Raw genomic sequence first — 24553 nt, forward strand, 5'->3', positions numbered from 1 at the left:
TCGGCCATGGCAACGGCGCCCAGCGTCTCCTACTCGATGACGATCCGGCTGGAGGTGCCCGCGAGCGGAACCGCCGTTTCGCAGCTCACCACCGCCGTGGAGTCCTCCGGAGGCTCGGTGACCGGCCTCGACGTCACCGCGTCCGGACACGAGAAGCTGCGCATCGACGTCACCATCGCGGCCTCCTCCACCGCCCACGCCGACGAGATCGTCGAGGAGCTGCGCGGCATCGAGGGCGTCACCCTCGGCAAGGTCTCGGACCGTACGTTCCTGATGCACCTCGGCGGCAAGATCGAGATGGCGTCGAAGCACCCCATCCGCAACCGTGACGACCTCTCCATGGTCTACACGCCGGGCGTGGCCCGCGTCTGCATGGCCATCGCCGAGAACCCCGAGGACGCCCGCCGCCTGACCATCAAGCGGAACTCCGTTGCGGTCGTGACGGACGGCTCCGCCGTGCTGGGCCTGGGCAACATCGGCCCGAAGGCCGCGCTGCCGGTCATGGAGGGCAAGGCGGCCCTGTTCAAGCGGTTCGCCGGTATCGACGCCTGGCCGATCTGCCTGGACACCCAGGACACCGACGCGATCGTCGAGATCGTCAAGGCCATCGCGCCGGGCTTCGCGGGCATCAACCTGGAGGACATCTCCGCACCCCGCTGCTTCGAGATCGAGGCCCGGCTGCGCGAGGCCCTCGACATCCCCGTCTTCCACGACGACCAGCACGGCACCGCCATCGTCGTCCTTGCCTCCCTCACCAACGCCCTGCGCGTCACCGGCAAGGCGATCGAGAACATCCGCGTGGTGATGTCCGGCGCCGGCGCGGCCGGTACGGCCATCCTGAAGCTGCTGCTCGCGGCGGGTGTGAAGAACGCCGTCGTGGCCGACATCCACGGTGTGGTGCACGCCGGCCGCGAGGACCTGGTGGACGCCGCCCCCGGCTCCGCCCTGCGCTGGATCGCCGACAACACCAACCCCGAGAACCTCACCGGCACCCTGAAGGAGGCCGTGCGCGGCGCCGACGTCTTCATCGGCGTCTCCGCCCCGAACGTCCTCGACGGCGCCGACGTGGCCGCGATGGCCGAGGGCGCGATCGTGTTCGCGCTCGCGAACCCCGACCCCGAGGTGGACCCGGCAATCGCCCGTCAGACGGCGGCCGTTGTGGCCACCGGCCGCTCCGACTTCCCCAACCAGATCAACAACGTGCTGGTGTTCCCCGGTGTCTTCCGCGGTCTGCTGGACGCCCAGTCCCGCACCGTCAACACGGAGATGATGCTGGCCGCCGCGAAGGCGCTCGCGGACGTGGTGACCGAGGACGAGCTGAACCCGAACTACATCATCCCCAGCGTCTTCAACGACAAGGTCGCGGGCGCCGTCGCGGGCGCCGTGCGGGACGCGGCGAAGGCCGCGGGCGCGTCGGCCCCGTAGGGCATCCGGACGCCCGGGGGCTGTGAGGATCGCCACGGCCGGTTCGAACCGGCGCGTCGGGGCACCCGAAGATCCCGGCGGCCCTCTATGGTGGGCGGCCGGGCTGTGGCGCTCTTCGTGTGACTCCCTCGGGTGCTCTCACGATTCCTGCGGGTGCCGGATTGGCATTACCGTCGCAGGTAGAGGCAGGATGCGTCCCTGGGCGCGATGCACGCCTCAACGGCAAGAAGAACACGGGAGTAACAAAATGAACCGCAGTGAGCTGGTGGCCGCGCTGGCCGACCGCGCCGAGGTGACTCGCAAGGACGCCGACGCCGTGCTGGCCGCGTTCGCCGACGTCGTCGGCGACATCGTCTCCAAGGGCGACGAGAAGGTCACCATCCCCGGCTTCCTGACCTTCGAGCGCACCCACCGTGCCGCTCGCACGGCGCGCAACCCGCAGACGGGTGAGCCGATCCAGATCCCCGCGGGGTACAGCGTGAAGGTGTCGGCGGGCTCGAAGCTGAAGGAAGCCGCCAAGGGCAAGTAACCTCGCCTTTTTGAGAGCGTCGTGGGCGACTGCGGGCCCGTTGTGGCTGGTCGCGCCCGCGCGGCGGAGCCGCACATGTCTGCGGCCCCGCGCCCCTCAGGGTGTTGCACCAACGCCGATGGGGCGGTCACCGGAAAGTGGTGACCGCCCCATCGGCGTTGGTGTGGGGTCGTGCTAGCCCAGGGCCTTGCCCGGGAGTTCGACCTTCGCGCCCAGTTCCATGAGCTTTTCCATGAAGTTCTCGTAGCCGCGGTTGATCAGGCCGATGCCGTGGACACGGGAGGTGCCCTGGGCGGCGAGGGCGGCGATGAGGTACGAGAAGCCGCCGCGCAGGTCGGGGATGACGAGGTCCGCGCCCTGGAGCTTCGTCGGGCCCGAGACGACCGCCGAGTGGAGGAAGTTGCGCTGGCCGAAGCGGCAGTCGGAGCCGCCGAGGCACTCTCGGTACAGCTGGATGTGGGCACCCATCTGGTTGAGCGCGGAGGTGAAGCCGAGCCGGGACTCGTAGACCGTCTCGTGGACGATGGACAGGCCCGTGGCCTGGGTCAGGGCGACCACCAGCGGCTGCTGCCAGTCCGTCTGGAAGCCCGGGTGCACGTCCGTCTCCAGCGCGATGGACTTCAACTGCCCGCCGGGGTGCCAGAAGCGGATGCCCTCGTCGTCGATCTCGAAGGCGCCGCCGACCTTGCGGAAGGTGTTCAGGAACGTCATCATCGAGCGCTGCTGCGCGCCGCGGACGTAGATGTTCCCCTCGGTCGCCAGCGCCGCGGAGGCCCAGGAAGCGGCCTCCAGGCGGTCGGAGAGGGCGCGGTGGGTGTAGCCGCCGAGCTTGTCCACACCGGTGATGCGGATCGTCCGGTCGGTGTCCATCGCGATGATGGCGCCCATCTTCTGGAGGACGCAGATCAGGTCCTCGATCTCGGGCTCCACCGCCGCGTTGGACAGCTCGGTGACGCCCTCCGCGAGGACCGCCGTCAGCAGCACCTGCTCGGTCGCGCCGACGGACGGGTACGGCAGCCGGATCTTGGTGCCGCGCAGTCGCTGCGGGGCCTCCAGGTACTGGCCGTCCGCCCGCTTCTCGATGGTCGCGCCGAACTGCCGCAGCACGTCGAAGTGGAAGTCGATGGGCCGGCCGCCGATGTCGCAGCCGCCCAGACCCGGGATGAACGCGTGCCCGAGCCGGTGCAGCAGCGGGCCGCAGAACAGGATCGGGATCCGCGAGGAACCGGCGTGGGCATCGATGTCGGCGACGTTGGCGCTCTCCACGTGCGTGGGGTCGAGCACCAGTTCGCCGGGCTCCTCGCCCGGACGGACCGTCACCCCGTGCAGTTGCAGCAGACCCCTCACGACGCGGACGTCACGGATGTCCGGAACGTTGCGCAGGCGGCTCGGAGCGCTGCCCAGCAGCGCGGCGACCATGGCCTTCGGTACGAGGTTCTTCGCACCGCGGACACGGATCTCGCCCTCCAGCGGGGTTCCGCCGTGGACAAGCAGTACGTCATCAACGTCGTTGACGGTCATGAATCTCGCGTTCCGTGGGGAGTGGGGCAGGGGCCAGAAGGGAAAGGGTAATCGCCCCGCACCCCCCTTCTGTAAGCCCGAGGAGGGCCCGGGAACGTCATGGGTCTGTCACAACACGAACGGTTCCGCGACGGGCACATGGGGTCACCATCGCCGCCGTGCGCCGGGGATGCTCCCGTCCGCCCTGAGCTGCATTCACTCCCGTACCCCCGTTGCCTCCCCACGCGGGAGCGAGATGCGGGATCATGTCTGGCATGACCGAGGTGTCCTCGCTCACAGGGCGGCTGCTCGTGGCCACTCCCGCCCTGGCGGACCCGAACTTCGACCGCGCGGTGGTGCTCCTCCTCGACCACGACGAGGAGGGCTCCCTCGGTGTCGTCCTCAACCGTCCGACCCCGGTGGACGTGGGCGACATCCTCGAGGGCTGGGCGGAACTGGCCGGCGAACCCGGTGTCGTCTTCCAGGGCGGCCCGGTGTCCCTGGACTCGGCCCTCGGTGTCGCCGTCGTCCCCGGCGGGACGGCCGGGGAGGCCGCGCCGCTGGGCTGGCGCCCGGTGCACGGCGCGATCGGGCTGGTGGACCTGGAGGCCCCGCCGGAGCTGCTCGCCTCCGTCCTCGGCTCGCTGCGCATCTTCGCCGGATACGCCGGCTGGGGCCCCGGCCAGCTGGAGGACGAGCTGGTGGACGGCGCCTGGTACGTGGTGGAGTCGGAGCCCGGCGACGTGTCGTCCCCGTCCCCCGAGCGGCTCTGGCGCGAAGTGCTGCGCCGCCAGCGCAACGAGCTGGCGATGGTGGCCACGTATCCGGACGACCCTTCGCTCAACTGAAGTGTGTGAGCTTCAGTACCCTTGGCTGTTATGAGCACTCTTGAGCCCGAGCGCGGGACTGGTACGGGGACCCTCGTCGAGCCGACGCCGCAGACCTCCCACGGCGACGGTGACCACGAGCGCTTCGCCCACTACGTCCAGAAGGACAAGATCATGGCGAGCGCCCTCGACGGCACCCCCGTCGTGGCGCTGTGCGGCAAGGTCTGGGTTCCCGGCCGCGATCCGAAGAAGTACCCGGTGTGTCCCATGTGCAAGGAGATCTACGAGTCCATGGGCGCCGGCGGCGACGACAAGGGCAAGGGCGACAAGTAGCCCCCTCTCCTCCCTCGGACCCTCCTGACCCTCATCAAGGCCTCCGGGCGCGTTTTGCGCGCCCTGGAGGCCTTTGTGCTGTCCGCGCGTTGCGCAGGGCGCTTCGGCCGGTCACAGAGTGGTTGAGACCTCTTGTGGCCTGACTCACCCAGTCCCTAGCCTCCGTGGTGTTGTGCACAGCGAAACCGCCATTGCGTATGTTGCAACGCGTTCGGAGGAGCAACTCCATGAAGCTGTCCGCCCGCCTGGTCGCCGTCGCGGCCGTCCTCGCCACCGCCGCCTGCGCGCCCCAAACCTCCGACACCTCCTCCTCCGACAAGGACGAGAAGACCGGCACCCTGCGCGTCTGGCTCTTCCAGGAGGTCAACAACAAGCCCAAGGAACAGCTCGTCGACTCCGTCCTCGCCGCCTTCGAGAAGGCGCACGAGGGCACCGAGGTCACCGTCGAGTACATCCCCGTCGAGACGCGCGCCCAGCGCATCAAGGCCGCCTTCAACGACCCGAAGTCCGCACCCGACCTCATCGAGTACGGCAACACCGACACCGCCGGCTATGTGAAGGACGGCGGACTCGCCGACGTCACCAAGGAGTTCGCGGCCTGGGACGAGGCCAAGGACACCGACCCGACCGCCAGACAGTCGGTCACGGTCGACGGCAAGGTCTACGGAGCCCCGTACTTCGTCGGCGTCCGCGCCCTGTACTACCGCACCGACGTCTTCGACGAACTCGGCCTCGACGTCCCGAGGACCCAGGCCGAACTGATCTCCACCGCCAAGGAGATCCGCGCCGCCAAGCCCGAGATGTACGGCATCGCCGTCGGCGGCGCCTACACCTACGGCGCGATGCCCTTCATCTGGGCCCACGGCGGTGAACTCGCCACCGGCAAGGGCCGTTCGTACGCCTCCGCCATCGACAGCGCCGACGCCCGCAAGGGCATCGAGGCCTACACCTCCCTCTTCGGCGACGACAACTGCCCGGCCGCCAAGTGCGCCGGAATGGGCGGCAACGACACGGTGACCGCCTTCGCATCGGGCAAGGCGGCCATGGCGATCGGCGGCGACTTCAGCCACGCCGCCGTCGAGGCCGGGAAGGTCAAGGGCAAGTACGCCGTCGTACCCCTTCCGGGGGTCGAGTCCGGGTCCATCGCCCCCGCGTTCGCCGGCGGGAACAACCTCGGCGTGCTCAAGTCCACCTCGCACCGCACCCTCGCCGTCGACCTGATGAAGCGGCTCGCGTCGAAGAAGGCGCAGGGCGACCTCTTCGAGGGCATGGGCTTCCTGCCCACCTTCTCCGACGTACGGCAGCAGGTGGCCGCGAAGGAGCCCTTCGTGAAGCCGTTCGTCGAGACGCTGTCCGCCGAGACGAAGTTCGTGCCGGCTTCGCCGGCGTGGGCGCAGATCGATTCGTCGCTGGTGCTGCCGACGATGTTCCAGGAGGTCGTCTCCGGGAAGAAGAGCGTGGCTGCCGCCTCGGCGGACGCGGCGCGGAAGATGAACGAGGCGTTTGGGTCCGTCGGATGACGGTGCCTACTGGCTCGCGGGGCGCGGAGCGTGTGCGGGTGCCGGTTGTTCGTGGTTTCTCGCGCCCACGCGGCGGCAGCCGCAGATCCGGCACAGCCCCGCGCCCCTATCGGGGGCGTTCCCGTACACCGTGGTTGTATCTCGCGCCTGCTCTTGTGGTCCTTGGGGGGCTGCTTGCCTACCCGATCTATCAGCTCGGGCTGATTTCGTTCTTCCACTACACCCAAGCCCAGGTCAGTGGTGGGGAGCCGACCACCTTTGAGGGGTTCGGGAACTATGCCGAGCTGTTCGGGGACGAGCAGTTCTGGCAGGTGTTGCTGGCCACCGTGGTGTTCGCGGCGGCCTGTGTGGTGTGCACCCTGGCCGTGGGGTGTGCGCTCGCCGTGCTGCTCACCCGGGTGCGGGCCGTGCCGCGGCTCGCGTTGATGCTGGCGGCGCTCGGTGCCTGGGCGACGCCGGCGATCACCGGGTCCACGGTGTGGCTGTTCCTCTTCGACGCCGACTTCGGGCCGGTCAACCGGGTGCTGGGCCTCGGCGACCACTCGTGGACGTACGGGCGGTTCAGCGCCTTCTTCCTGGTACTGCTCGAAGTGGTCTGGTGCTCCTTCCCGTTCGTGATGGTGACGGTCTACGCCGGGATCCGCGCCGTACCGTCCGAGGTGCTGGAGGCGGCCTCCCTGGACGGGGCCTCGCAGTGGCGGGTCTGGCGGTCCGTGCTCGCCCCGATGCTCCGGCCGATCCTGGTGGTCGTCACCATCCAGTCGGTCATCTGGGACTTCAAGGTCTTCACCCAGATCTACGTCATGACCAACGGCGGCGGCATCGCGGGCCAGAACCTGGTCCTGAACGTCTACGCCTACCAGCAGGCGTTCGCGTCGTCGCAGTACAGCCTCGGCGCGGCGATCGGCGTGGTGATGCTGCTGATCCTGCTCGCCGTCACGCTGGTGTATCTACGGCTGCTGCGCCGACAGGGGGAGGAACTGTGACGCTCGTGAGCCAGGACGGGAAACCCCGAGTGAATCTTGTGCGCCGGTTCGTGCGGCGGCCGGGGCGGACGGCGGCCGAGGCGGCGGCGCTGCTGATCGCCGCGGTGGTGGCCTTCCCCCTGTACTGGATGGTGCTGAGCGCCTTCAAACCGGCTGGGGAGATCGAGTCGACCGAGCCGCGCCCCTGGACGCTGGCGCCCACGCTGGACTCGTTCCGGCGGGTGTTCGGGCAGCAGGAATTCGGCCGGTACTTCCTCAACAGCGTCGTCGTCGCGGTCGCCGTGGTGGTCGCCTCGGCGCTGATCGCCTTTCTCGCCGCGACCGCCGTGACGCGATTCCGGTTCCGGCTGCGGACCACTCTGCTGATCATGTTTCTGATCGCCCAGATGGTGCCCGTGGAGGCGCTGACCATCCCGCTGTTCTTCGTCATGCGGGACTTCGGTCAGTTGAGCACGCTGTGGTCGCTGATCCTGCCCCACATCGCGTTCTCCCTGCCGTTCGCGATCTGGATGCTCCGGGGGTTCGTGAAGGGCGTTCCGGAGGCGCTGGAGGAGGCCGCGTACATCGACGGGGCGAGCAGGGCGCGCTTTCTGTGGCAGATCCTTTTCCCGCTCGTCCTGCCGGGTCTGGTGGCCACGAGCGTGTTTTCCTTCATCTCCACCTGGAACGACTTCCTGTTCGCCAAGTCCTTCATCATCAGCGACATCTCTCAGTCGACCCTGCCGATGGCGCTGCTGGTCTTCTACAAACCCGACGACCCGGACTGGGGCGGGGTCATGGCGGCGTCCACCGTGATGACGATTCCGGTACTGGTCTTCTTCGTACTCGTACAGCGGCGTCTGGTCTCCGGACTGGGCGGCGCGGTAAAGGACTGACGTGACTTCACTGACGGAACTGATTCCCGCGCCGCTGAGCGCGAGCACGTGGGGTGAGCGGGTCTTCGTCCTCGACGGGGACACGACGCTGACGGCGGGGCCGGGCGTGGGCAGCGCCGAACGCTGGCTGCGCACGACCTTGCAGGCGGCCACCGGCCTGCCGCTGCGGGAGGGCGTACTCGGCCCGCCCGGCCGGGCCGCGGAGAACGCGATCGAGCTGCGGCACGACCACAACCTCCCGCCCGAGGCCTACCGCATCACCATCCGTGACGACCGTGCGCTGATCAAGAGCGGTGACCCGGCCGGAGCCTTCGCCGGCGCGCAGACGCTCCGGCAACTGCTCGGCCCCGACGCCTTCCGGCGGGCGCCCCTCGGGCGCGGCCGCTGGGAGCTGCCGGAAGCCGAGATCCAGGACAAGCCCCGCTTCCGCTGGCGCGGACTCATGCTCGATGTCGCCCGGCACTTCATGCCCAAGGAAGGCGTGCTGCGCTATCTCGATCTGATGGCGGCGCACAAACTCAACGTCCTCCACTTCCATCTGACGGACGACCAGGGCTGGCGCATCGAGATCCAGCGGTATCCGAAGCTCACCGAGGTCGGCTCCTGGCGCGCCCGGACGAAAGTCGGCCACCGCGCGTCACCGCTGTGGGACGACAGGCCGCACGGCGGCCACTACACCCAGGACGACATCCGCGAGATCGTCGCCTACGCCGCCGAGCGGCATATCAGCGTCGTCCCGGAAATCGACGTACCGGGGCACTCGCAGGCCGCCATCGCCGCGTATCCGGAACTCGGCAACTCCGACGTCATCGACACCGCCTCCCTGACCGTCTGGGACACCTGGGGGATCAATCCGAACGTACTCGCCCCCACTGACAACACCCTGCGCTTCTACGAAGGAGTGCTCGAGGAAGTCCTGGAACTGTTCCCCGCCGACGCCGGGCCGTTCTCCCCGTTCGTGCACATCGGCGGCGACGAATGCCTCAAGGACCAGTGGCGCGAGTCGGACGCCGCGCAGAAACAGATCAGCAACCTCGGAGTGCCGGACGAGGAAGCCCTCCAGTCCTGGTTCATCGGGCACTTCAACACCTGGCTCGCCGCGCGGGGGCGCCGGCTGATCGGCTGGGACGAGATCCTGGAGGGCGGCCTGGCTCCCGGCGCCGCGGTGTCCTCCTGGCGCGGCTACGCGGGCGGGGTCACCGCCGCCCGCGCGGGGCACGACGTGGTCATGTGCCCCGAGCAGCAGGTCTACCTGGACCACCGTCAGGACGCGGGCCCCGACGAGCCGGTGCCGATCGGGTACGTGCGCACCCTGGAGGACGTCTACCGGTTCGAGCCCGTGCCGGCGGAGCTGACGCCGGGCGAGGCCGCGCGGGTGCTGGGCACCCAGGCCAACGTGTGGACCGAGGTGATGGAGGACCAGGGGCGCGTGGACTACCAGGTCTTCCCCCGGCTGGCCGCGCTCGCCGAGGTCGCCTGGAGCGCCCTGCCCGCCCCCGGGGAACGGGACTTCGCCGACTTCGAACGGCGGATGACCGCCCACTACCGGCGCCTGGACGCCCTCGGTGTCGCCTACCGCCCACCCACCGGACCGCTGCCCTGGCAGCAGCGCCCGGGGATCCTGGGACGCCCGATCGACGGCCCGCCGCCCAACGTCTAGCCGCCCCGGCCCCTCCCCGCCCCGGTCCCGCCCGAGTCGAACAGGTCGTGCGAAACAGGCACAAGAGTCACTGAAGAGTGCCAATCCGCAGCGCATCGGTGATGTCGGGCGGAAACCGGCATGTCCGGGGTGAGGTGGGCGAACGCCTCCTAGCGGACCCCCGTCTTCGGCGGCTGCCAAGATGTGCCAGAGTTGCCACGTCCGCCCTGTCAGCACGTACCGTACGGCGCACAGGTGGGACCAGGTGGGGCAGCGGGAAGGGGCAGCCGGTTTTGACCACGCACGCACCGCAGGCGGCGCAGGCCGTGACGCTGCCCACGACACTCGACGAGGCCGTGGCGGCGCTCACGGCCATGCCCGCCGCCGTGCCCGTCGCGGGCGGCACCGACCTGATGGCCGCCGTCAACTCCGGGCAGCTCAGGCCCGCCGCGCTGGTCGGCCTCGGCAAGATCAGCGAGATCCGCGGCTGGCAGTACCTGGACGGACACGCGCTGCTCGGCGCCGGTCTCACCCACGCGCGCATGGGCCGCCCCGACTTCGCCGCCCTCATCCCGGCGCTCGCCGCCTCCGCGCGTGCGGCCGGACCGCCGCACATCCGCAACGCGGGCACCCTGGGTGGCAACATCGCCTCCGCCGCCCCCACCGGGGACGCGCTGCCCGTGCTGGCCGCGCTGGAGGCGACGCTGATCGTCGCGGGCCCGGGCGGAGCCCGCCGCGAGGTCCCGGTGTCCCACCTGCTGGCCGGCATGGACCTGTTGCGCCCCGGTGAGCTCATCGGCTACGTGCGCGTGCCGCTGCTGCACGCCCCCCAGGTCTTCCTGAAGGCGACCGGCCGCACCGGCCCCGGCCGCGCGGTCGCCTCCGTCGCCCTCGTGCTCGACCCCGCCCGCCGCGGGGTGCGCTGCGCGGTGGGCGCCATCGCGCCGATGCCGCTGCGGCCCCTGGACGCCGAGCAGTGGGTCGCGCAGCTCATCGACTGGGACAACAACCGCGCGATCGTGCCCGAGGCACTGAACGCGTTCGGGGAGTACGTCGCCGCGGCCTGCATCCCCGACGCCGCACCCGGCGAGGACGGCACCGTCCCACCGCTTCCGCCCGCGGTACTGCACCTGCGGCGCACCGTCGCCGCGCTGGCCCGACGAGCACTGGGGAGGGCGCTGTCGTGACCGACGACCCGCACGGAGAGGGCACGCCCCCGGGCGGCGGCCGCTGGGACCCGCTGCCCCAGGGCGACTACGACGACGGCGCCACGGCGTTCGTGAATCTCCCCGAGGGCGGCATAGACGCCCTGCTGGACTCCATGGAGAGCCCGCTCGCCGCGCCCGGCCACGGGTATGTGCCGCCGCAGATTACGGTCACCCCGACCACCACCGCGGGCACCGACCCGGCGGCCACCGGCTCCTGGGCGGTGCCCGGCGCGCCCGTCGACGGCGCCCAGTGGCACGACCCGGAGGCGGCTGCGGCGCCCGGGGACCGGTTCTCGTACGACCCCGGCTCGACCGGGCAGTGGACCTACGAGGAGCAGGCCGCGGAGAACCCCGCGCCGGGGCACGACGTCACCGGCCAGTGGTCGATCCCGGTGGCCGACGGCGACCTGCCGGACGAGTCGGGCGAGTTCACCACGTCCGCCCTGGTCGAGCAGTGGGGCGGCACGCCCCCGCCCACCCTCCCGGGCGGCGCCCCCGCGCCCTGGGCCACCCAGGCCATCGGCCGCCCGTGGGGACCGGGCGTATCCGGTGTCCCGCAGGACGACGAGGACCGGCGACCCGGCGAGCACGGCCCCACACCGGACCGGCAGGACCCCGACCCCCGCCCTCACGCCGAGGGCCCCGCGCCAGGGGACACGTACGGCGGGCAGCCCATGCCAGGGTCCGAGCCCGGCCGGGGTGAGGGTTCCGCGTCCCAGCAGCCGTCGGGTGGGGACACGTACGGCGGGCAGCCCATGCCAGGGTCCGAGCCCGGCCGGGGTGAGGGTCCCGGGCCCCACCAGCCGTCCGGCGGCGACACGTACGGCGGGCAGCCCATGCCCGCCTCCGAGCATCTGACCGAAGGCCCCGCGTCCCAGCAGCCGTCCGGCGGGGACACGTACGGCGGGCAGTCGTTCCCTGGGGCCGGGCCCCTGCCTCCCACCGAGCCCGGCCGGGGCGAGAGCCCCGCCTTCCAGCGGCCGTCCGGCGCGGAGGGCTACGACGGCGAGGCGGCGCACGCGGCCGGTCTCGCGCCGGGGCGGCCCGACGCCGGCCCCGCGCCGGAGTCCACCGGCATGCCCGGTCACGCCCCCGAGCAGGCCGCGCCTCAGCAGCCGTCCGGCGCGGGCGCGTACGGCGGGCAGGGCGCGCCCGAGCACTCCGCGCACGCCGGTCCTCGGTCGGCCGGTGCGCCGCAGCCGTTCCCCACCGAGGGGTACGCGGAGCCGCGGTGGCCGTCCGAGGCGGAGGGCACCGAGGCCGCCCCGGCCGGACTCCGGGAGCACCCGCACCCCGGCCCCCAGGACGCCGCACGGCCCGTTGACGCCTCCGGGGTCACGGAGGACGCCCACGGGGCCCCTGAGGCCGCCGAAGGCCCGTCCGAGCCCGCCACGGCCCCCGACGGGACCGCCCAGGACGCGGAGCCCGCCGACACCGACTCCCCGAACACCGACACGGCGTCGGACACTTCGGACAACCCGGAAGGTGTCGGCGAACCGGACACCTCGCCCGTGCCGGACGCGGACGGCGCGCCGTCGCCGCACGACGACCACCCCCTCGCCTCCTACGTGCTCCGCGTCAACGGCACCGACCGGCCCGTCACCGACGCCTGGATCGGCGAGTCGCTGCTCTACGTGCTGCGCGAGCGGCTTGGTCTCGCCGGCGCCAAGGACGGCTGCTCACAGGGAGAGTGCGGCGCCTGCAACGTGCAGGTCGACGGGCGGCTCGTGGCGTCCTGCCTGGTCCCGGCCGTCACCGCGGCCGGCAGCGAGGTCCGTACCGTCGAGGGCCTCGCGCAGGACGGCCGGCCCTCGGACGTACAGCGCGCCCTCGCGCGGTGCGGCGCCGTGCAGTGCGGCTTCTGCGTGCCGGGCATGGCGATGACCGTGCACGACCTCCTGGAGGGCAACCCGGCGCCCACCGAACTGGAGACCCGCCAGGCCCTGTGCGGCAACCTGTGCCGCTGCTCCGGCTACCGGGGCGTGGTGAACGCCGTCAAGGAGGTCGTCGCCGAACGCGAGGCGCACTCCGCGTCCCCCGAGGACGACTCCGACGGTGAGCCGGACACGCCCCGCATCCCGCACCAGGCGGGCCCCGGCGCCGGCGGCGTCAACCCCTCCGCGTTCGGCACCCCCGGACCCGGTGACCAGCCCCAGGACCAGCCGCACGACCAGCCCTACGGCCAGGACGGAGGCCAGGCGTGACCAACGAAGCAGCCACCGCGCAGGCCGCACAGGCCGCGGAGGCCGCCCCCGAACCGCAGCCGATCCCGCACGGGCTCGGCGTCTCCCTCCCGGCCGCCGACGCGCGCGCCAAGACGGAGGGCACCTTCCCGTACGCCGCCGACCTGTGGGCCGAGGGCCTGCTGTGGGCGGCCGTACTGCGCTCCCCGCACCCGCACGCGCGCATCGTGTCCATCGACACCACCCACGCGCGCGAGATGCCCGGCGTCCACGCGGTGGTCACGCACGAGGACGTCCCCGGTGAACCGCTGCACGGCCGCGGCACCGCCGACCGCCCGGTCTTCGCCTCCGAGGTCGTACGCCACCACGGCGAGCCCATCGCGGCCGTCGCCGCCGACCATCCGGACACCGCGCGGATGGCCGCCGCCGCCGTCATCGTCGAGTACGAGACGCTCGACCCGGTGACCGATCCCGAGCAGGCGTTCGAGGCCGAACCGCTGCACCCCGACGGCAACCTGATCCGGCACATCCCGCTGCGCCACGGCGACCCCGAGGCCGCCGGTGACGTCGTCGTCGAGGGCCTGTACCGGATCGGCCGCCAGGACCCCGCCCCCATAGGGGCCGAGGCCGGTCTCGCCGTGCCCCGCCCGGACGGCGGCGTCGAGCTGTACCTGGCGTCCACCGACCCGCACGGCGACCGGGACACCGCCGCCTCCGCGTTCGGCCTGGAACCCGATCGGGTGAAGGTCGTCGTCACCGGGGTGCCGGGCGCCGTCGCCGACCGCGAGGACCGGAGCTTCCAGCTCCCCCTCGGCCTGCTGGCCCTGAAGACCGGCTGCCCGGTGAAACTCGCCGCCACGCGCGAGGAGTCCTTCCTGGGCCACACCCACCGGCACCCCACCCTGCTGCGCTACCGCCACCACGCCGACGCCGAGGGCAGGCTGGTGAAGGTCGAGGCGCAGATCCTGCTCGACGCGGGCGCCTACGCCGACACCTCCTCCGACGCCCTCGCGGCCGCCGTCGCCTTCGCCTGCGGCCCGTACGTCGTCCCCAACGCCTTCATCGAGGGCTGGGCCGTACGCACCAACAACCCGCCCTCCGGCCATGTGCGCGGCGAGGGCGCCATGCAGGTGTGCGCCGCCTACGAGGCGCAGATGGACAAGCTCGCCAAGAAGCTCGGTGTCGACCCGGCGGAGCTGCGCCTGCGCAACGTGATGGCCACCGGCGACGTCCTGCCCACCGGCCAGACCGTGACCTGCCCGGCCCCGGTCGCCGAACTCCTGGAGGCGGTACGGGACTTCCCGCTGCCGCCGCTGCCCAAGGACACCCCGGAGGACGAGTGGCTGCTGCCCGGCGGCCCCGAGGGCGCGGGCGAACCGGGCGCGGTGCGCCGGGGCGTGGGCTACGGCCTGGGCATGGTGCACATGCTCGGCGCGGAGGGCGCGGACGAGGTGTCCACCGCCACCGTGCGGGTCCAGGGCGGCGTGGCGACGGTGCTGTGCGCGGCCGTGGAGAGCGGCCAGGGCTTCTCCACGCTGGCCCGGCAGATCGTCCAGGAGACCCTCGGCATCGACGAGGTGCACGTCGTGCCCGTGGACACCGACCAGCCCCCGGCCGGCCCGGGCTGCCGGGGCCGGCACACCTGGGTGTCGGGCGGCGCGGTGGAGCGCGCGGCGAAGATGGTCCGCACCCAGCTCCTCCAGCCGCTCGCGCACAAGTTCGGCATGTCCACCGAGCTGCTCCAGATCACCGACGGCAAGATCACCTCGTACGACGGCGTGCTGTCCACGACCGTCACGGAGGCGATGGACGGCAAGGAGCTGTGGGCCACCGCCCAGTGCCGCCCGCACCCGACGGAGCCGCTGGACGAGTCCGGACAGGGCGACGCCTTCGTCGGCATGGCGTTCTGCGCGATCCGCGCGGTGGTCGACGTCGACATCGAGCTCGGCTCGGTACGGGTCGTGGAGCTGGCGGTCGCCCAGGACGTGGGCCGGGTGCTGAACCCGGCGCAGCTGGCCGCCCGGATCGAGGCGGGCGTGACCCAGGGCCTGGGGGCCGCGCTCACCGAGAACCTGCGCACCCCGCGCGGCCTGGTCCGCCACCCGGACCTGACCGGCTACGCCCTCCCGACCGCGCTGGACGCGCCGGACATCCACATCGTGAAGCTGGTCGAGGAGCGGGACGTGGTCGCGCCGTTCGGCGCGAAGGCGGTCAGCGCGGTGCCGGTGGTGACCTCGCCGGCGGCCATCGCGTCCGCCGTACGGGCCGCCACGGGCCGGCCGGTCAACCGGCTGCCGATCCGGCCGCAGGCCGCGGTGGTGACCGGCGGCTGAGAAACCCGTGACGGGCGATTCGCGCGGAAAGGCAACGCTCGGGGGTGTTGGAGCGTCCTAAGTGATGGGCGCTTCGGTTCGCCGTCTCCAGGTCCGGGGGCGTTGTCAGTGGTGGCGCGTAGTGTTCCGAGCAGTGGGGGACGGCTGCCGGGTCCGTGAGGGCCGGGTCCGTCCTGCCCGGGCGGGGCGTTCGCGAACCCGGGGCCGAGCACACGTATCGCGGGGGAATCATGAGCACGACCGACACCGTTGTCGCGGCGGCTATCACACTCACCGACGCCGATCTCGATCCGCACATCACACACGCGTCCACACGCGGCTGGCTGACCGGCCCCGGACTGCCCGCCGACAGCGGCCTGTTCAGCTTCGCGGAGCTGGCGCGACAGGGCGGCCCGCGCACCGTGGGCGACTCGACGGGCGACCCCGGTGACCGGCTCTCCGCCGAGCTGCGGGACCAGCTGGTCATCGGCGGGCTGCTGGGCCCGCGCGGTCTGGAGACGGAGTCGGTGCTGCTCGACGGGGCGACCGGCGAGGTCTCGACGACGTACTTCTTCCACGACCGCCCCGACCTGATGGACCGCCGCCCGCTCGCCCCGTCCCTGCCGACCCTGGTGCGGTTCGCCGCGGCGACGGACGAACTGGCGGGGCTGCGCGGCCAGTTCGCCGCCTACGCGGGCCGCTACGGAACCAAGGCGGTAGCGGAGGCGTCCCAGCAGCTGCTGGCGGTGTTCGAGGAGGGCACGGACGGCGAGCCGGCGCCGTTCTGGAGGATGGCCGCGCTGATCCGCCCGCTGGCCCTGGTGGCGGGCCCGGGCACGGCCTCGGGGCTGGCCCTGGACCTTCCGGTGCGCCTGCTGGACGACGAGTTCGGCCGGGGCGGAGTGGTCCGCTTCGAGGAGGTCGACTTCCCGACGACGCTCACGCACGAGCCGACCCGCCGCTTCCTGCGCGAGACGGGTCTGCCGGAGGACGGCTTCCTCTTCTCCCTGGACACCGATCTGCCGCTGCGCACGCTCGCCGAGTACTACGCCGACGAACGCGAGGGCGAGCTCCCCGCCGATCGCCTCCGCGTCCGGCCCGAGCTCCTGATACGCCTGGGGTACCTGGTAGACGACCACAGCCTGGTCGTCGACGGCACCACGGGCGCGGTCCACAGCTGGAACGAGGCGGACGCCTCCCTCCACGCCCTGAACACGGACATCTCCACGCTCGCCTTCACCCTGTGGCTGCTCCACCGCGAGCGCGCCATCGACGAGGAGTCGGGCCACGCGCTGACCAGCGACACGTATGACCAGCTGGCGCTGACGATGATTCAGGTCCTGTCGTCCATCGACCCGACGGGCACGGCCACGGATGCGGACTGGCATTACTGGACGGAGCTGTTCCAGGACGAGGCGGGCGGGGTTCTCTGAGAACCCCGCCCGCCATGGAGGCCGTGGCGGGAATTGAACCCGCGTACCTCGCTTTGCAGGTTTGTCTGTGCTGTTCAGAGCGCGATCCGGACTCGTTCAGCGGAGTTCATCCCCATGCGCTAGCCCTGCCCACAACGCTTCAGTGAACGGCTCCGGACGGCCGCGAATGGGGATGAACGAGACGGGAACTGAGACGGGCCTCAGGCCTCTCAGCCGTGACAGCCGGTTGAAGCGGATGCCCGCAGTGTGATTGACTGCGCACGCGCTGTATCCTCACGCCCGGCATAGCCGCACATCCACCCAAAGCAGCGCCTAACAGCGAACGACATGGCTGAAAGGCACAGGCATGCACACGGGTGGATACGCTTACCGCATCCCCGCCCACAAGGTGGACTACGGGGTTCAAGTCCAGATTGCGGACCTGAACATTGACCCTCAGGCGCAGCGCACGCTGAACGAGCGACGTGCCCAGAAGATCGCAAGCAGGATGGTCCCTGAAGCGCTCGGTTCGATCATCGTGTCGCAGCGTGATGACGGCAGCCGCTACATCGTCGACGGGCAACACAGGTGGCGCGCCTGCGCCCTGGCCGGCGTCAGCACCCTCATCGCTGAGGTCCACCACGGGCTCACGCAGGCGCAGGAAGCGATGCTGTTCCTGATTAAAAATCAGGAATCCCACAAGCCGCGCCCGATCGATGAGTTCCATGTGGGGCTCACAGGGGGCGTTCTTCTCTACGTCGACACCGACCACGTCCTGAAGAAGCACGCTCTGTCTCTCGGCTCCACGTCGACTAACGGTGTCGGTGCCGTGTCCGGTGTGCTTCAGATCACCGAGCGCTACGGCGCGGCCGTACTCGACCGCACTCTGACGGTCGCCGAGGCGGCTTGGGGAAGGTCGGCCGAAACCTGGGACGGCATGCTGCTTGGAGGTATCGGGGTGTTTCTCGGCCGGTGGGGCAATCTCATCGATGACGTGGAGCTTGCCAGGAAGATGGCGGGCATGGGCACGGCTGCCAAGTGGCGCTCCGAAATTCTCAGCCAATCGTCCCGTGGCGGATTCAACAACGGCGGAACTGGGTCGCGCGTGACGACTGCGTACCGCGTGGTCGTGAACGCTTGGAACCGGGGCCGCAAGGCCGAAAACCGTATTGAGGCCTAACTCGACGATGAGCCGGCGCCTTCCGCCTACAGCAGGAAGGCGAGAGTTCACCGGCTTGACCTGAGCGTGCGCTGGTCTGGCTTGCGCCCACTGACGCTGTCACGCGGTTGCGGCTGGGCTGCGTCCTACGTGTCCCGTCATTCACAGGCATCGAGCTACCCCTTGCCCTGAGCGAGGCGTGCCGCCGATGTCGCTCTTGTCTTGCCGACCGCAGCGAAGAGGGTCAGCGAAACGTGTTTCTTCAATTTCCTGATGGTGCACCAGTGTGGGCCATCATCCCTGCCGGTGCCGTCGGTTTGGTGCTCGCCCTAGCTCGGGTGGTCAAAAACCTACCCAGCAATGCGATCAACAAGTTCTTCGAGCATCGCACGTCGAAGTATCAGATCATCGCGAGTGACTCGAAAGGCCGCGTCGCAGCGATGCAGAAGCAGCGGCTCATGTTCTTCGGCTTCGTCTTCACGTGCATCGTCGTGGTCGTGCTCGTCTTCATCGATTCGACGAGGAATGGGTCCGAGGCTCCGGTGCGCAATCCGGCTTCGACAGTCACGAGCGGTCCCCGGGCAGCCCAGTAACCGATCGGTGTACGGAAGTCATGTGCGGGCTGGAGTGAAGACTCAAACGGAAGACGGCCGCAGCCTCACTTGGAGGTTGCGGCCGCCGTCTTCTTGGCCAGTGACCATCCGCAGTGCGCTGAAGCGGGGACAAGTTCGTCAATAACCAAGCGGGCCACCCCCGAAGTGCGATACAAGATGAGCATGGTCAAAGTGCTCGAACCTCTGATCTCTGAGGCAAAGAAGACAGGTTGGGCGGCAGGACTCGGCAGCCTCGATGCGATCCGCCTTGAGGCCGCCAGCCTAGGGCTCATCGAGGTAGCGAACAGGCGCGGTGAGTCGCCCGTCACAACTCTGCGCCCACGAAGCCGCGATGAGGCTCGGAAGAATTCGCTCAGCGCACAGTTCGGGAAGGGAGAGCAGCCGCTTCACACCGACGGGGCGCACTTGGATGATCCTCCAGACTTTGTTGTACTAGCTTGTGAAAATACGAGTGAAACGCCCACCCGGCTCTGGATACGCAAGTACGGAGATGCGTTCTCCTATCCTCCCGAGTATGTGTCCCACGGTATATTTCTTGTCCAGAATGGACGGGATAGCTTCTATAGTCCCGCTTTTTCTGACGGCAGATACCGTTATGACCCAGGGTGCATGATTCCGTGCGACGCTCGGGCGAGGGACGTCGTTCAGTTCTTCAGCGAAGCTGCCGCCGCCGCTGTTGAGTTCTTGTGGGACGCGCCGGGCAAGCTGCTCTTGATTGATAATCGCCGGGCGCTGCATGCAAGGGCTTCCGCTGTCGATGATCCTGAACGCGTTATCGAAAGAGTTAGTTTTCGCTTGAAGGGTGAATAGCCGTGGTTTTGCCGTACGATCACAAGGCTCTTTGGGTCAAGGCTAAGCTCTTCATTAATCGAGCGATGGATGACGACGAGTCTCGATCCTTTGACGAGCAGGCGCTTTGGGCTTCCCTCGCGCTGGAGTTGCTGGCAAAAGCTGCATTGGCTCGGGTGAACCCGCTCCTGATCGCAGAGCCGACCGAGGACGGGTCCAACCTGCTAATGGCTAGTGGCCTCATGGAAGGCGATGCGCGGTTCACATCGGTGAAGGCCAAGACCCTGTTCACCCGCTGCCAGCGGTCATTCAAGCCGTTCAGCCTGGCCGAGGCTGCAAAGATTACGAACGCTCGAAATGAGTACCTGCATGGCGGTGGAGTTGGCTTTGCGACGCTTCCGCCTCATGCTTGGTGGCCACGGTATTGGGCGCAAGCGGTGATTTTGATATCCGCTCTGGATATGGAGATTGGAGACTTCGTCGGAACTGATCGAGAGGATACCGTCACCGCTCATCTGTCACAGAATGCCAAGAATATTGAGCATCGAACCGAAGCTCTAATCGAGCGGGCCAAGCAGCGTCTGTCGCAATATCGAAGCGGGACGTTGCCTGCAAAGGTTGCCGCTGAGTGGAAGCCCGGCAGTATGGATGTCGATGCAGGTCTCAAGTATCGAACAGTGGAAACCTGTCCCGCTTGTGGGGCCGAAGGGCGCCTAGAGGGCGAAATGGTTTCAGATACTGACTACCATTACGAGCGAATCAGTGAAGAGGACTATGAAGTATCGGTGTCGATAACGGTCGACTCCGATTACTTTAGTTGTTCCACATGTCTACTGATCCTCAATGGCTATGAGCTAATCGTGCAGGCGGGACTCCCCGAAACCTTCGAGACGGAGGGAGACCCTGACGACTTCATTGAACCGGACTACGGGAACGATTAGGTGAGTGCGGGCGGACACGGCGGGCCGAGCGGCGAGTAGGCGGCGGCGCCCCGGTCCGCGTTTGACGCGGTCGTGCGACCCTTGGCATCGAGCGACGGAGCGACGCGAGAGGAGCCGAAGTGCCGGAGGCCAGTCCGCGCGGAACCTACCTGGTCATTGCGGAAGCGCTACGGAAAGAGATCAAGGAGGGCGAGCCCCTGCCGTCTGAGGCGGCACTCATGCGTTCGCACAGCGTCTCGCGTAACACCATCCGGCGCGCGCTCAAGGTCCTCGAAGCTGACGGCGTGGTCGAGTCCGCACCCGGCATCGGATGGCGTCCGGCCCGGAGCGGCGATCGGCGATCCCTCGATGAGCGCATGGTGGATGTGATCATGGAGGATTCGCTGTCGGTAGGTGACGCGTACCCGTCGGAGGCGAAACTGTGCGAGCGGTTCGGTGCGTCCCGAACCGCCGTACGGCGCGTCCTGGCGCAGATGGAAGGGAACGGCTTGCTCGCCACTGTTCACGGGAGGGGGCGCACGGTACGTGCCCTCCCGACTCCCACCGCGCGGCCGTAGTCTTGGCCGACATGGGACTGACTGAGTGGGCCTACGGGCTCTCCGAGACGATGCTGTCCGAACCGCTGCCACGCCGCTGGGCACATTCCCTCGGGGTCGCCAAGCGTGCTCGCTCCCTGAGCCCCATCCTTGGCGACGACGCGGAGCTACTGGAGGCCGCCGCCGTGCTGCATGACGTCGGGTACTCGCCGGCCATCGCCACCACGGGCTTTCACCCTTTGGACGGCGCGCGATTCCTTCGAGACCAGGAGCGAGCAGACGAACGGGTGGTGCGTCTCGTGGCGCACCACTCTTGCGCTCTCCTTGAAGCCGAGGAACGGGGACTGAGGCAGGAGCTGGAGGACGAGTTCCAGCTAGTGAGTCCGGACTTGGTCGACGCACTCCTCTACTGCGACATGACGACGACGCCGGACGGGACGCAGACCACGCCCGCCGAACGGCTGGACGAGATCGTGCAGCGATACGGCCCGGACACGATCGTGGGGCGGTTCATCCAACGTGCTGCCCCGGAGATCCACGCGGCGGCCGGCCGCGTTGAGAAGCGGTTGGCGCAAGCCCCTGCCAGCGATCAGCCGATGTAGGGCTCTCGCCGCGTCTCGTCTAGCCCGTGCCGGATGCGAAGCATCATCGACGGGTGGATGTCCAAGCCGTCAAGGTCCGCTGGGTCGACCCAGCGGACTTCTTTGGATTCGCTGCTCGTACGCAGGGAGCCGCCCACGGGGTGGGCCCGGAAGCAGATGGAGAACTGTTGCCGGACCTCTCCGTCGTCATAGGCGAGCACGTGTTCAGGGTCGGTGTAGAGCCCGACAATGTTGTCGACCTCGACCTGAATGCCGGTCTCCTCCAAGACTTCCCGGACGACCGTGTCACCGATGCGCTCGCCGATGTCGTGGCCGCCGCCCGGCAGTGCCCAGAGATCGTTGTCGGTCTTGTGGATGAGCAGAAGTCGTCCCGAGTCGTCCCGGACTACCGCCGTCACCGAGGGCACGACTGAGTTGGCCTTCGGGGCGTTCGGGTCGCGGAAGTAGTCGATACGGCTCATCAGTGCTTGCCTTCCCAGTCGGCGGGCGAGGAGATAGGCCGGGCAGACTCCCAGACTCGTTCCACGCTCTCAGCGTAGGCGTCGAAGAGTTCGCCGCCCGGCACGCGTCGTAGATGCAGCACAGGTGCCAGGTAGGCGCCAACGCCGTAGATGTGGCCGTTCGCCAGCATCTCGTCATCGGCTCGGTAGATCGAGTTGTAGAGGGTCGTGTCGTGCAGGCGGAACTCGACGCCGGGAAGGCCGAAGAGCGGGCCATAGTTGACGAGGGCATTCCGGATCTTCGCTGCCATTGCTGGACCGATCCCCTCATCGTTTCCGCGTACGGCCACCGCTTGCGACGCCGGCTCCCCCATCAGGAAGCGGATCGGTACTCCCTCGGCTGACTTCTCCTTCACGATGCGGTGGAAAGTCGCGTCTTCGGTCAGCCAGAACCCGGAGTACACCAGCACATCGAACTGCCGCCTCGCCCTGGAGTACAGGTCAGTCCAGAGGGTCTGCATCACCACGGAGCGGTGCGGATAGAGCCTGACCAACTCTGCGTTGCCGGAGGCGGTGACCTCTGCGGATGTCCGCTCGTCCGGCCACAGGTACGACACTTCGCACTTCAGCAGTGAGGCTGTCGCGTACTGGAAGCGACGGTATGGCTTGCGTTCAGGATCGTTGATCCATCGTTCGACCGTCTTGGGTGCCACTCCCAGCTGTTGGGCCACCTCGTCGATGGTCAGGCCCAAGTCCACTATGGCGCCCCTCAGTCGCTCGTTCGCCACGTCAACCTCCGCCTTCGTGGGACGACTTGGTACGACTTCACGCTAGCTAAGAGCGATCCAAGTCGTACAGGTACGGGGTCGCTCGTCGTCGGCGCCGAGGCCAGTCTGTAGGTACATCGAGCGCGAGGGTCTCGCCGAACTCCACAAAGCCGAAGGGCTTGACGGGGCGAACCTTCCTCTGCAAGATGAGGAACACGTAATACATGTTCCTTACGCAGGGCCCGGATAGCTAGGCCCGGATTCCGTCCTGCGAAGAACTCAACAGAGTGCCGACCCAGCCGCCTGGACACGGGCGGTCGATGGGTGCGGGTCATCATCCCGACCGCCCATGTCGGGCCGGGTGACCTGCCCGACTACGCCTCTTGGGGCGATAGTCGGCACTGCTTGATCTGAAGCCCGCAGAACCTTTGACGAGGGCAGACCCTCGCGCCTGATCGCCCGCCCGCTGCGCGGGCGCACAGCTCATCACTGACTTCCGGTACGGCGGCACTCCCGGACAAGGACAGCCCGCCGCGCCTGGTCTCCCTATCCCGACGCAGTCAGGAGTTCTTCCATGACCGAGCGCATCATCCCCGTAGACGCCTTCGGCCCGATCGCCTTGGACCTGACGATGAACGCGGGCAGCATCCGCGTCGCCGTCGACCCCGCGCTGAAGCAGGCGCGGGTGGTGCTGAAGACCGAGGCCACCTCCGGCCCGTCCGCCGACGCGATCTGCGACACCGCCGTCAGCCTCACGGGGCAGAACCTCAAGGTCCGCGTCCCCGATGTCGCCGGCGGCATGAGCGGCAGCACCACCATCCGCGTGGGCGGCAACACCATGACGTTCTCAGGCGGCAACGGCGTGCAGATCGTGGGCGGCAACGTCTACGTCAGCGGCCACGGCGGCGGCAAGGTCTTCATCAACGGCCGCGAGGTCACCGCCACCGGCCCGGCCGGAGACTCGGTCACCCCGATCACCGCCGAAATCCACCTGCCCGCCAAATCCGTAGCGCTGATCAGCACGCGCACCGCCGACAGCGTCATCACGGGCACGCTGGCGCGGTTGGAGTACGACGGCACCTCCGGCACCCTGACCGCTGAGCGGGTCGGAGATCTGGACGCCACGATCACCAGCGGCAGCGTCATCGTCGGCGAGGTGACCGGCCCGCTGGACGTGAACCTGACCTCCGGCAACCTCAGTGTCGGCGCCTACAGCGGCCACGACACCCGGCTGAACCTCACCTCCGGCAACGTCCGGATGGCCGCCACTTCGCAGGCCACCGGCCGCCTCACGGTCAGCGCCACGTCGGGGTGCGCGCGCATCACGGGTGCCTCGCACCTGAACGTCCGCCGTCGGGTGACCAGCGGCTACGTCCAGATCAGCTAGCCCCCGGCGCCGTCCACCCCTTCACCCGGACAGGAGTCCGCCACCGTGCACGCTGCCACCTTCGGCGCCGTCTTCATCGCCCTGTACGTCGCCCACAGCGTGGGTGACCACTGGGTGCAGACCTCGCACCAGTCCGCGCACAAGGGCCGTCCCGGATGGGTCGGCCGCCTCGCGAACGCCCGGCACGTCGCCACCCTGACGCTCACCAAGATCGCCGTCCTGGTCCCGGCCGCCGCACTGCTGGGACTGCACCTGTCGGTACTCGGCATCGTCGCCGGACTCACGGTCGACGCGGCCTCGCACTGGTGGGCCGACCGGCGCACCACGCTCGCGTGGCTGGCCAAGGTGACCGGCAAGGGCGAGTTCTACCGGCTCGGTGCCCCGCGCGCGGGCCACGACGACAACCCGCACATCGGTACCGGCGCCTACGCGCTTGACCAGTCCTTCCACCACCTGTGGCTGCTGGTCGCCGCGCTCATCATCGCCACCGTCTGACCCCCGTTCTTCGCGGGGCGGTCGCACTCCCGGACAAGGACAGCCGACCGCCCCGCGTCATCCCGACGTATCCA

The 24553-nt window shown here is 69.2% G+C and carries 23 protein-coding genes; 20 read left to right on the forward strand and 3 right to left on the reverse strand.

The window, feature by feature from the left end; translation table 11 throughout:
• Positions 1–6 precede the first annotated feature (6 nt).
• Together ACZ470_RS00345 and ACZ470_RS00350 are read left to right on the forward strand one after the other, a co-directional pair.
• A complete protein-coding gene (locus ACZ470_RS00345) occupies positions 7–1425 on the forward strand; it encodes an NAD-dependent malic enzyme (RefSeq protein ID WP_468422975.1) in 1419 nt (472 codons plus the stop codon).
• Positions 1426–1672: 247 nt separating this feature from the next.
• On the forward strand, positions 1673–1954 hold the full coding sequence (locus tag ACZ470_RS00350) for an HU family DNA-binding protein (RefSeq protein WP_003990598.1): 282 nt from the start codon (positions 1673–1675) through the stop codon (positions 1952–1954).
• Between the two features lie 174 nt (positions 1955–2128).
• Here ACZ470_RS00350 and murA read toward each other — a convergent pair whose 3' ends face one another.
• On the reverse strand, positions 2129–3475 hold the full coding sequence (gene murA / locus ACZ470_RS00355) for a UDP-N-acetylglucosamine 1-carboxyvinyltransferase (protein ID WP_468422977.1): 1347 nt from the start codon (positions 3473–3475) through the stop codon (positions 2129–2131).
• A 254-nt stretch (positions 3476–3729) separates the two neighbouring features.
• Between murA and ACZ470_RS00360 the strand changes: the two genes are divergently transcribed.
• The 16 genes from ACZ470_RS00360 to ACZ470_RS00435 all read left to right on the forward strand — a co-directional run bounded on the left by ACZ470_RS00360 (position 3730) and on the right by ACZ470_RS00435 (position 21390).
• Complete coding sequence (locus ACZ470_RS00360) at positions 3730–4302, forward strand: YqgE/AlgH family protein (RefSeq protein WP_468422979.1); 573 nt, start codon at positions 3730–3732, stop codon at positions 4300–4302.
• Between the two features lie 30 nt (positions 4303–4332).
• Positions 4333–4614, forward strand: coding sequence for a DUF3039 domain-containing protein (locus ACZ470_RS00365; protein WP_073931595.1), 282 nt, complete (start codon positions 4333–4335; stop codon positions 4612–4614).
• A gap of 227 nt (positions 4615–4841) precedes the next feature.
• Positions 4842–6134, forward strand: a complete 1293-nt coding sequence (locus tag ACZ470_RS00370) for an extracellular solute-binding protein (protein WP_468422981.1) — start codon at positions 4842–4844, stop codon at positions 6132–6134.
• Complete coding sequence (locus ACZ470_RS00375) at positions 6131–7120, forward strand: carbohydrate ABC transporter permease (protein ID WP_468422983.1); 990 nt, start codon at positions 6131–6133, stop codon at positions 7118–7120. Before ACZ470_RS00370 ends, ACZ470_RS00375 begins: the two co-directional genes overlap by 4 nt.
• 29 nt (positions 7121–7149) lie before the next feature.
• The gene (locus ACZ470_RS00380) at positions 7150–7995 is read left to right on the forward strand and encodes a carbohydrate ABC transporter permease (RefSeq protein ID WP_468422985.1); all 846 of its coding nucleotides are present in this window, start codon (positions 7150–7152) and stop codon (positions 7993–7995) included.
• A gap of 1 nt (position 7996) precedes the next feature.
• A complete protein-coding gene (locus tag ACZ470_RS00385; RefSeq protein WP_468422987.1) occupies positions 7997–9655 on the forward strand; it encodes a beta-N-acetylhexosaminidase in 1659 nt (552 codons plus the stop codon).
• Positions 9656–9927: 272 nt separating this feature from the next.
• Positions 9928–10821, forward strand: a complete 894-nt coding sequence (locus ACZ470_RS00390) for an FAD binding domain-containing protein (protein ID WP_468422988.1) — start codon at positions 9928–9930, stop codon at positions 10819–10821.
• Positions 10818–13046 (forward strand): (2Fe-2S)-binding protein, encoded by a 2229-nt coding sequence (locus ACZ470_RS00395; RefSeq protein WP_468422989.1) that lies wholly within the window; start codon positions 10818–10820, stop codon positions 13044–13046. The genes ACZ470_RS00390 and ACZ470_RS00395 overlap by 4 nt, the downstream gene beginning before the upstream one ends.
• The gene (locus ACZ470_RS00400; protein WP_468422991.1) at positions 13043–15358 is read left to right on the forward strand and encodes a xanthine dehydrogenase family protein molybdopterin-binding subunit; all 2316 of its coding nucleotides are present in this window, start codon (positions 13043–13045) and stop codon (positions 15356–15358) included. The genes ACZ470_RS00395 and ACZ470_RS00400 overlap by 4 nt, the downstream gene beginning before the upstream one ends.
• A gap of 230 nt (positions 15359–15588) precedes the next feature.
• Positions 15589–16770 (forward strand): SUKH-4 family immunity protein, encoded by a 1182-nt coding sequence (locus ACZ470_RS00405; RefSeq protein ID WP_468422993.1) that lies wholly within the window; start codon positions 15589–15591, stop codon positions 16768–16770.
• A gap of 346 nt (positions 16771–17116) precedes the next feature.
• Positions 17117–17929: a DUF6551 family protein gene (locus ACZ470_RS00410; protein ID WP_468422994.1), complete on the forward strand. Its 813-nt coding sequence runs from the start codon at positions 17117–17119 to the stop codon at positions 17927–17929.
• Positions 17930–18192: 263 nt separating this feature from the next.
• Complete coding sequence (locus tag ACZ470_RS00415; protein ID WP_468422996.1) at positions 18193–18501, forward strand: hypothetical protein; 309 nt, start codon at positions 18193–18195, stop codon at positions 18499–18501.
• Positions 18502–18684: 183 nt separating this feature from the next.
• Entirely contained in the window at positions 18685–19332 is a 648-nt protein-coding gene (locus tag ACZ470_RS00420) for a Fe(II)-2OG oxygenase family protein (protein WP_468422997.1), read from the forward strand.
• Positions 19333–19334: 2 nt separating this feature from the next.
• Positions 19335–20252 (forward strand): hypothetical protein, encoded by a 918-nt coding sequence (locus tag ACZ470_RS00425; protein WP_468422998.1) that lies wholly within the window; start codon positions 19335–19337, stop codon positions 20250–20252.
• A 119-nt stretch (positions 20253–20371) separates the two neighbouring features.
• Positions 20372–20809: a GntR family transcriptional regulator gene (locus ACZ470_RS00430; protein WP_468423000.1), complete on the forward strand. Its 438-nt coding sequence runs from the start codon at positions 20372–20374 to the stop codon at positions 20807–20809.
• Positions 20810–20820: 11 nt separating this feature from the next.
• On the forward strand, positions 20821–21390 hold the full coding sequence (locus tag ACZ470_RS00435) for an HD domain-containing protein (protein WP_468423002.1): 570 nt from the start codon (positions 20821–20823) through the stop codon (positions 21388–21390).
• On the opposite strand, the gene ACZ470_RS00440 is transcribed toward ACZ470_RS00435, so the two are convergent.
• A complete protein-coding gene (locus ACZ470_RS00440) occupies positions 21378–21851 on the reverse strand; it encodes an NUDIX domain-containing protein (protein WP_468423004.1) in 474 nt (157 codons plus the stop codon). The genes ACZ470_RS00435 and ACZ470_RS00440 overlap by 13 nt on opposite strands.
• Positions 21851–22618, reverse strand: coding sequence for a helix-turn-helix domain-containing protein (locus tag ACZ470_RS00445; protein WP_468423006.1), 768 nt, complete (start codon positions 22616–22618; stop codon positions 21851–21853). The genes ACZ470_RS00440 and ACZ470_RS00445 overlap by 1 nt, the downstream gene beginning before the upstream one ends.
• A gap of 553 nt (positions 22619–23171) precedes the next feature.
• Here ACZ470_RS00445 and ACZ470_RS00450 point away from each other — a divergent pair.
• Together ACZ470_RS00450 and ACZ470_RS00455 are read left to right on the forward strand one after the other, a co-directional pair.
• Positions 23172–23984 (forward strand): DUF4097 family beta strand repeat-containing protein, encoded by an 813-nt coding sequence (locus tag ACZ470_RS00450; RefSeq protein WP_468423008.1) that lies wholly within the window; start codon positions 23172–23174, stop codon positions 23982–23984.
• A gap of 45 nt (positions 23985–24029) precedes the next feature.
• A complete protein-coding gene (locus ACZ470_RS00455) occupies positions 24030–24479 on the forward strand; it encodes a transcriptional regulator (RefSeq protein WP_468423010.1) in 450 nt (149 codons plus the stop codon).
• The last annotated feature ends 74 nt before the right edge of the window (positions 24480–24553 follow it).

Source organism: Streptomyces sp. NPDC031111 (genome assembly GCF_055570675.1).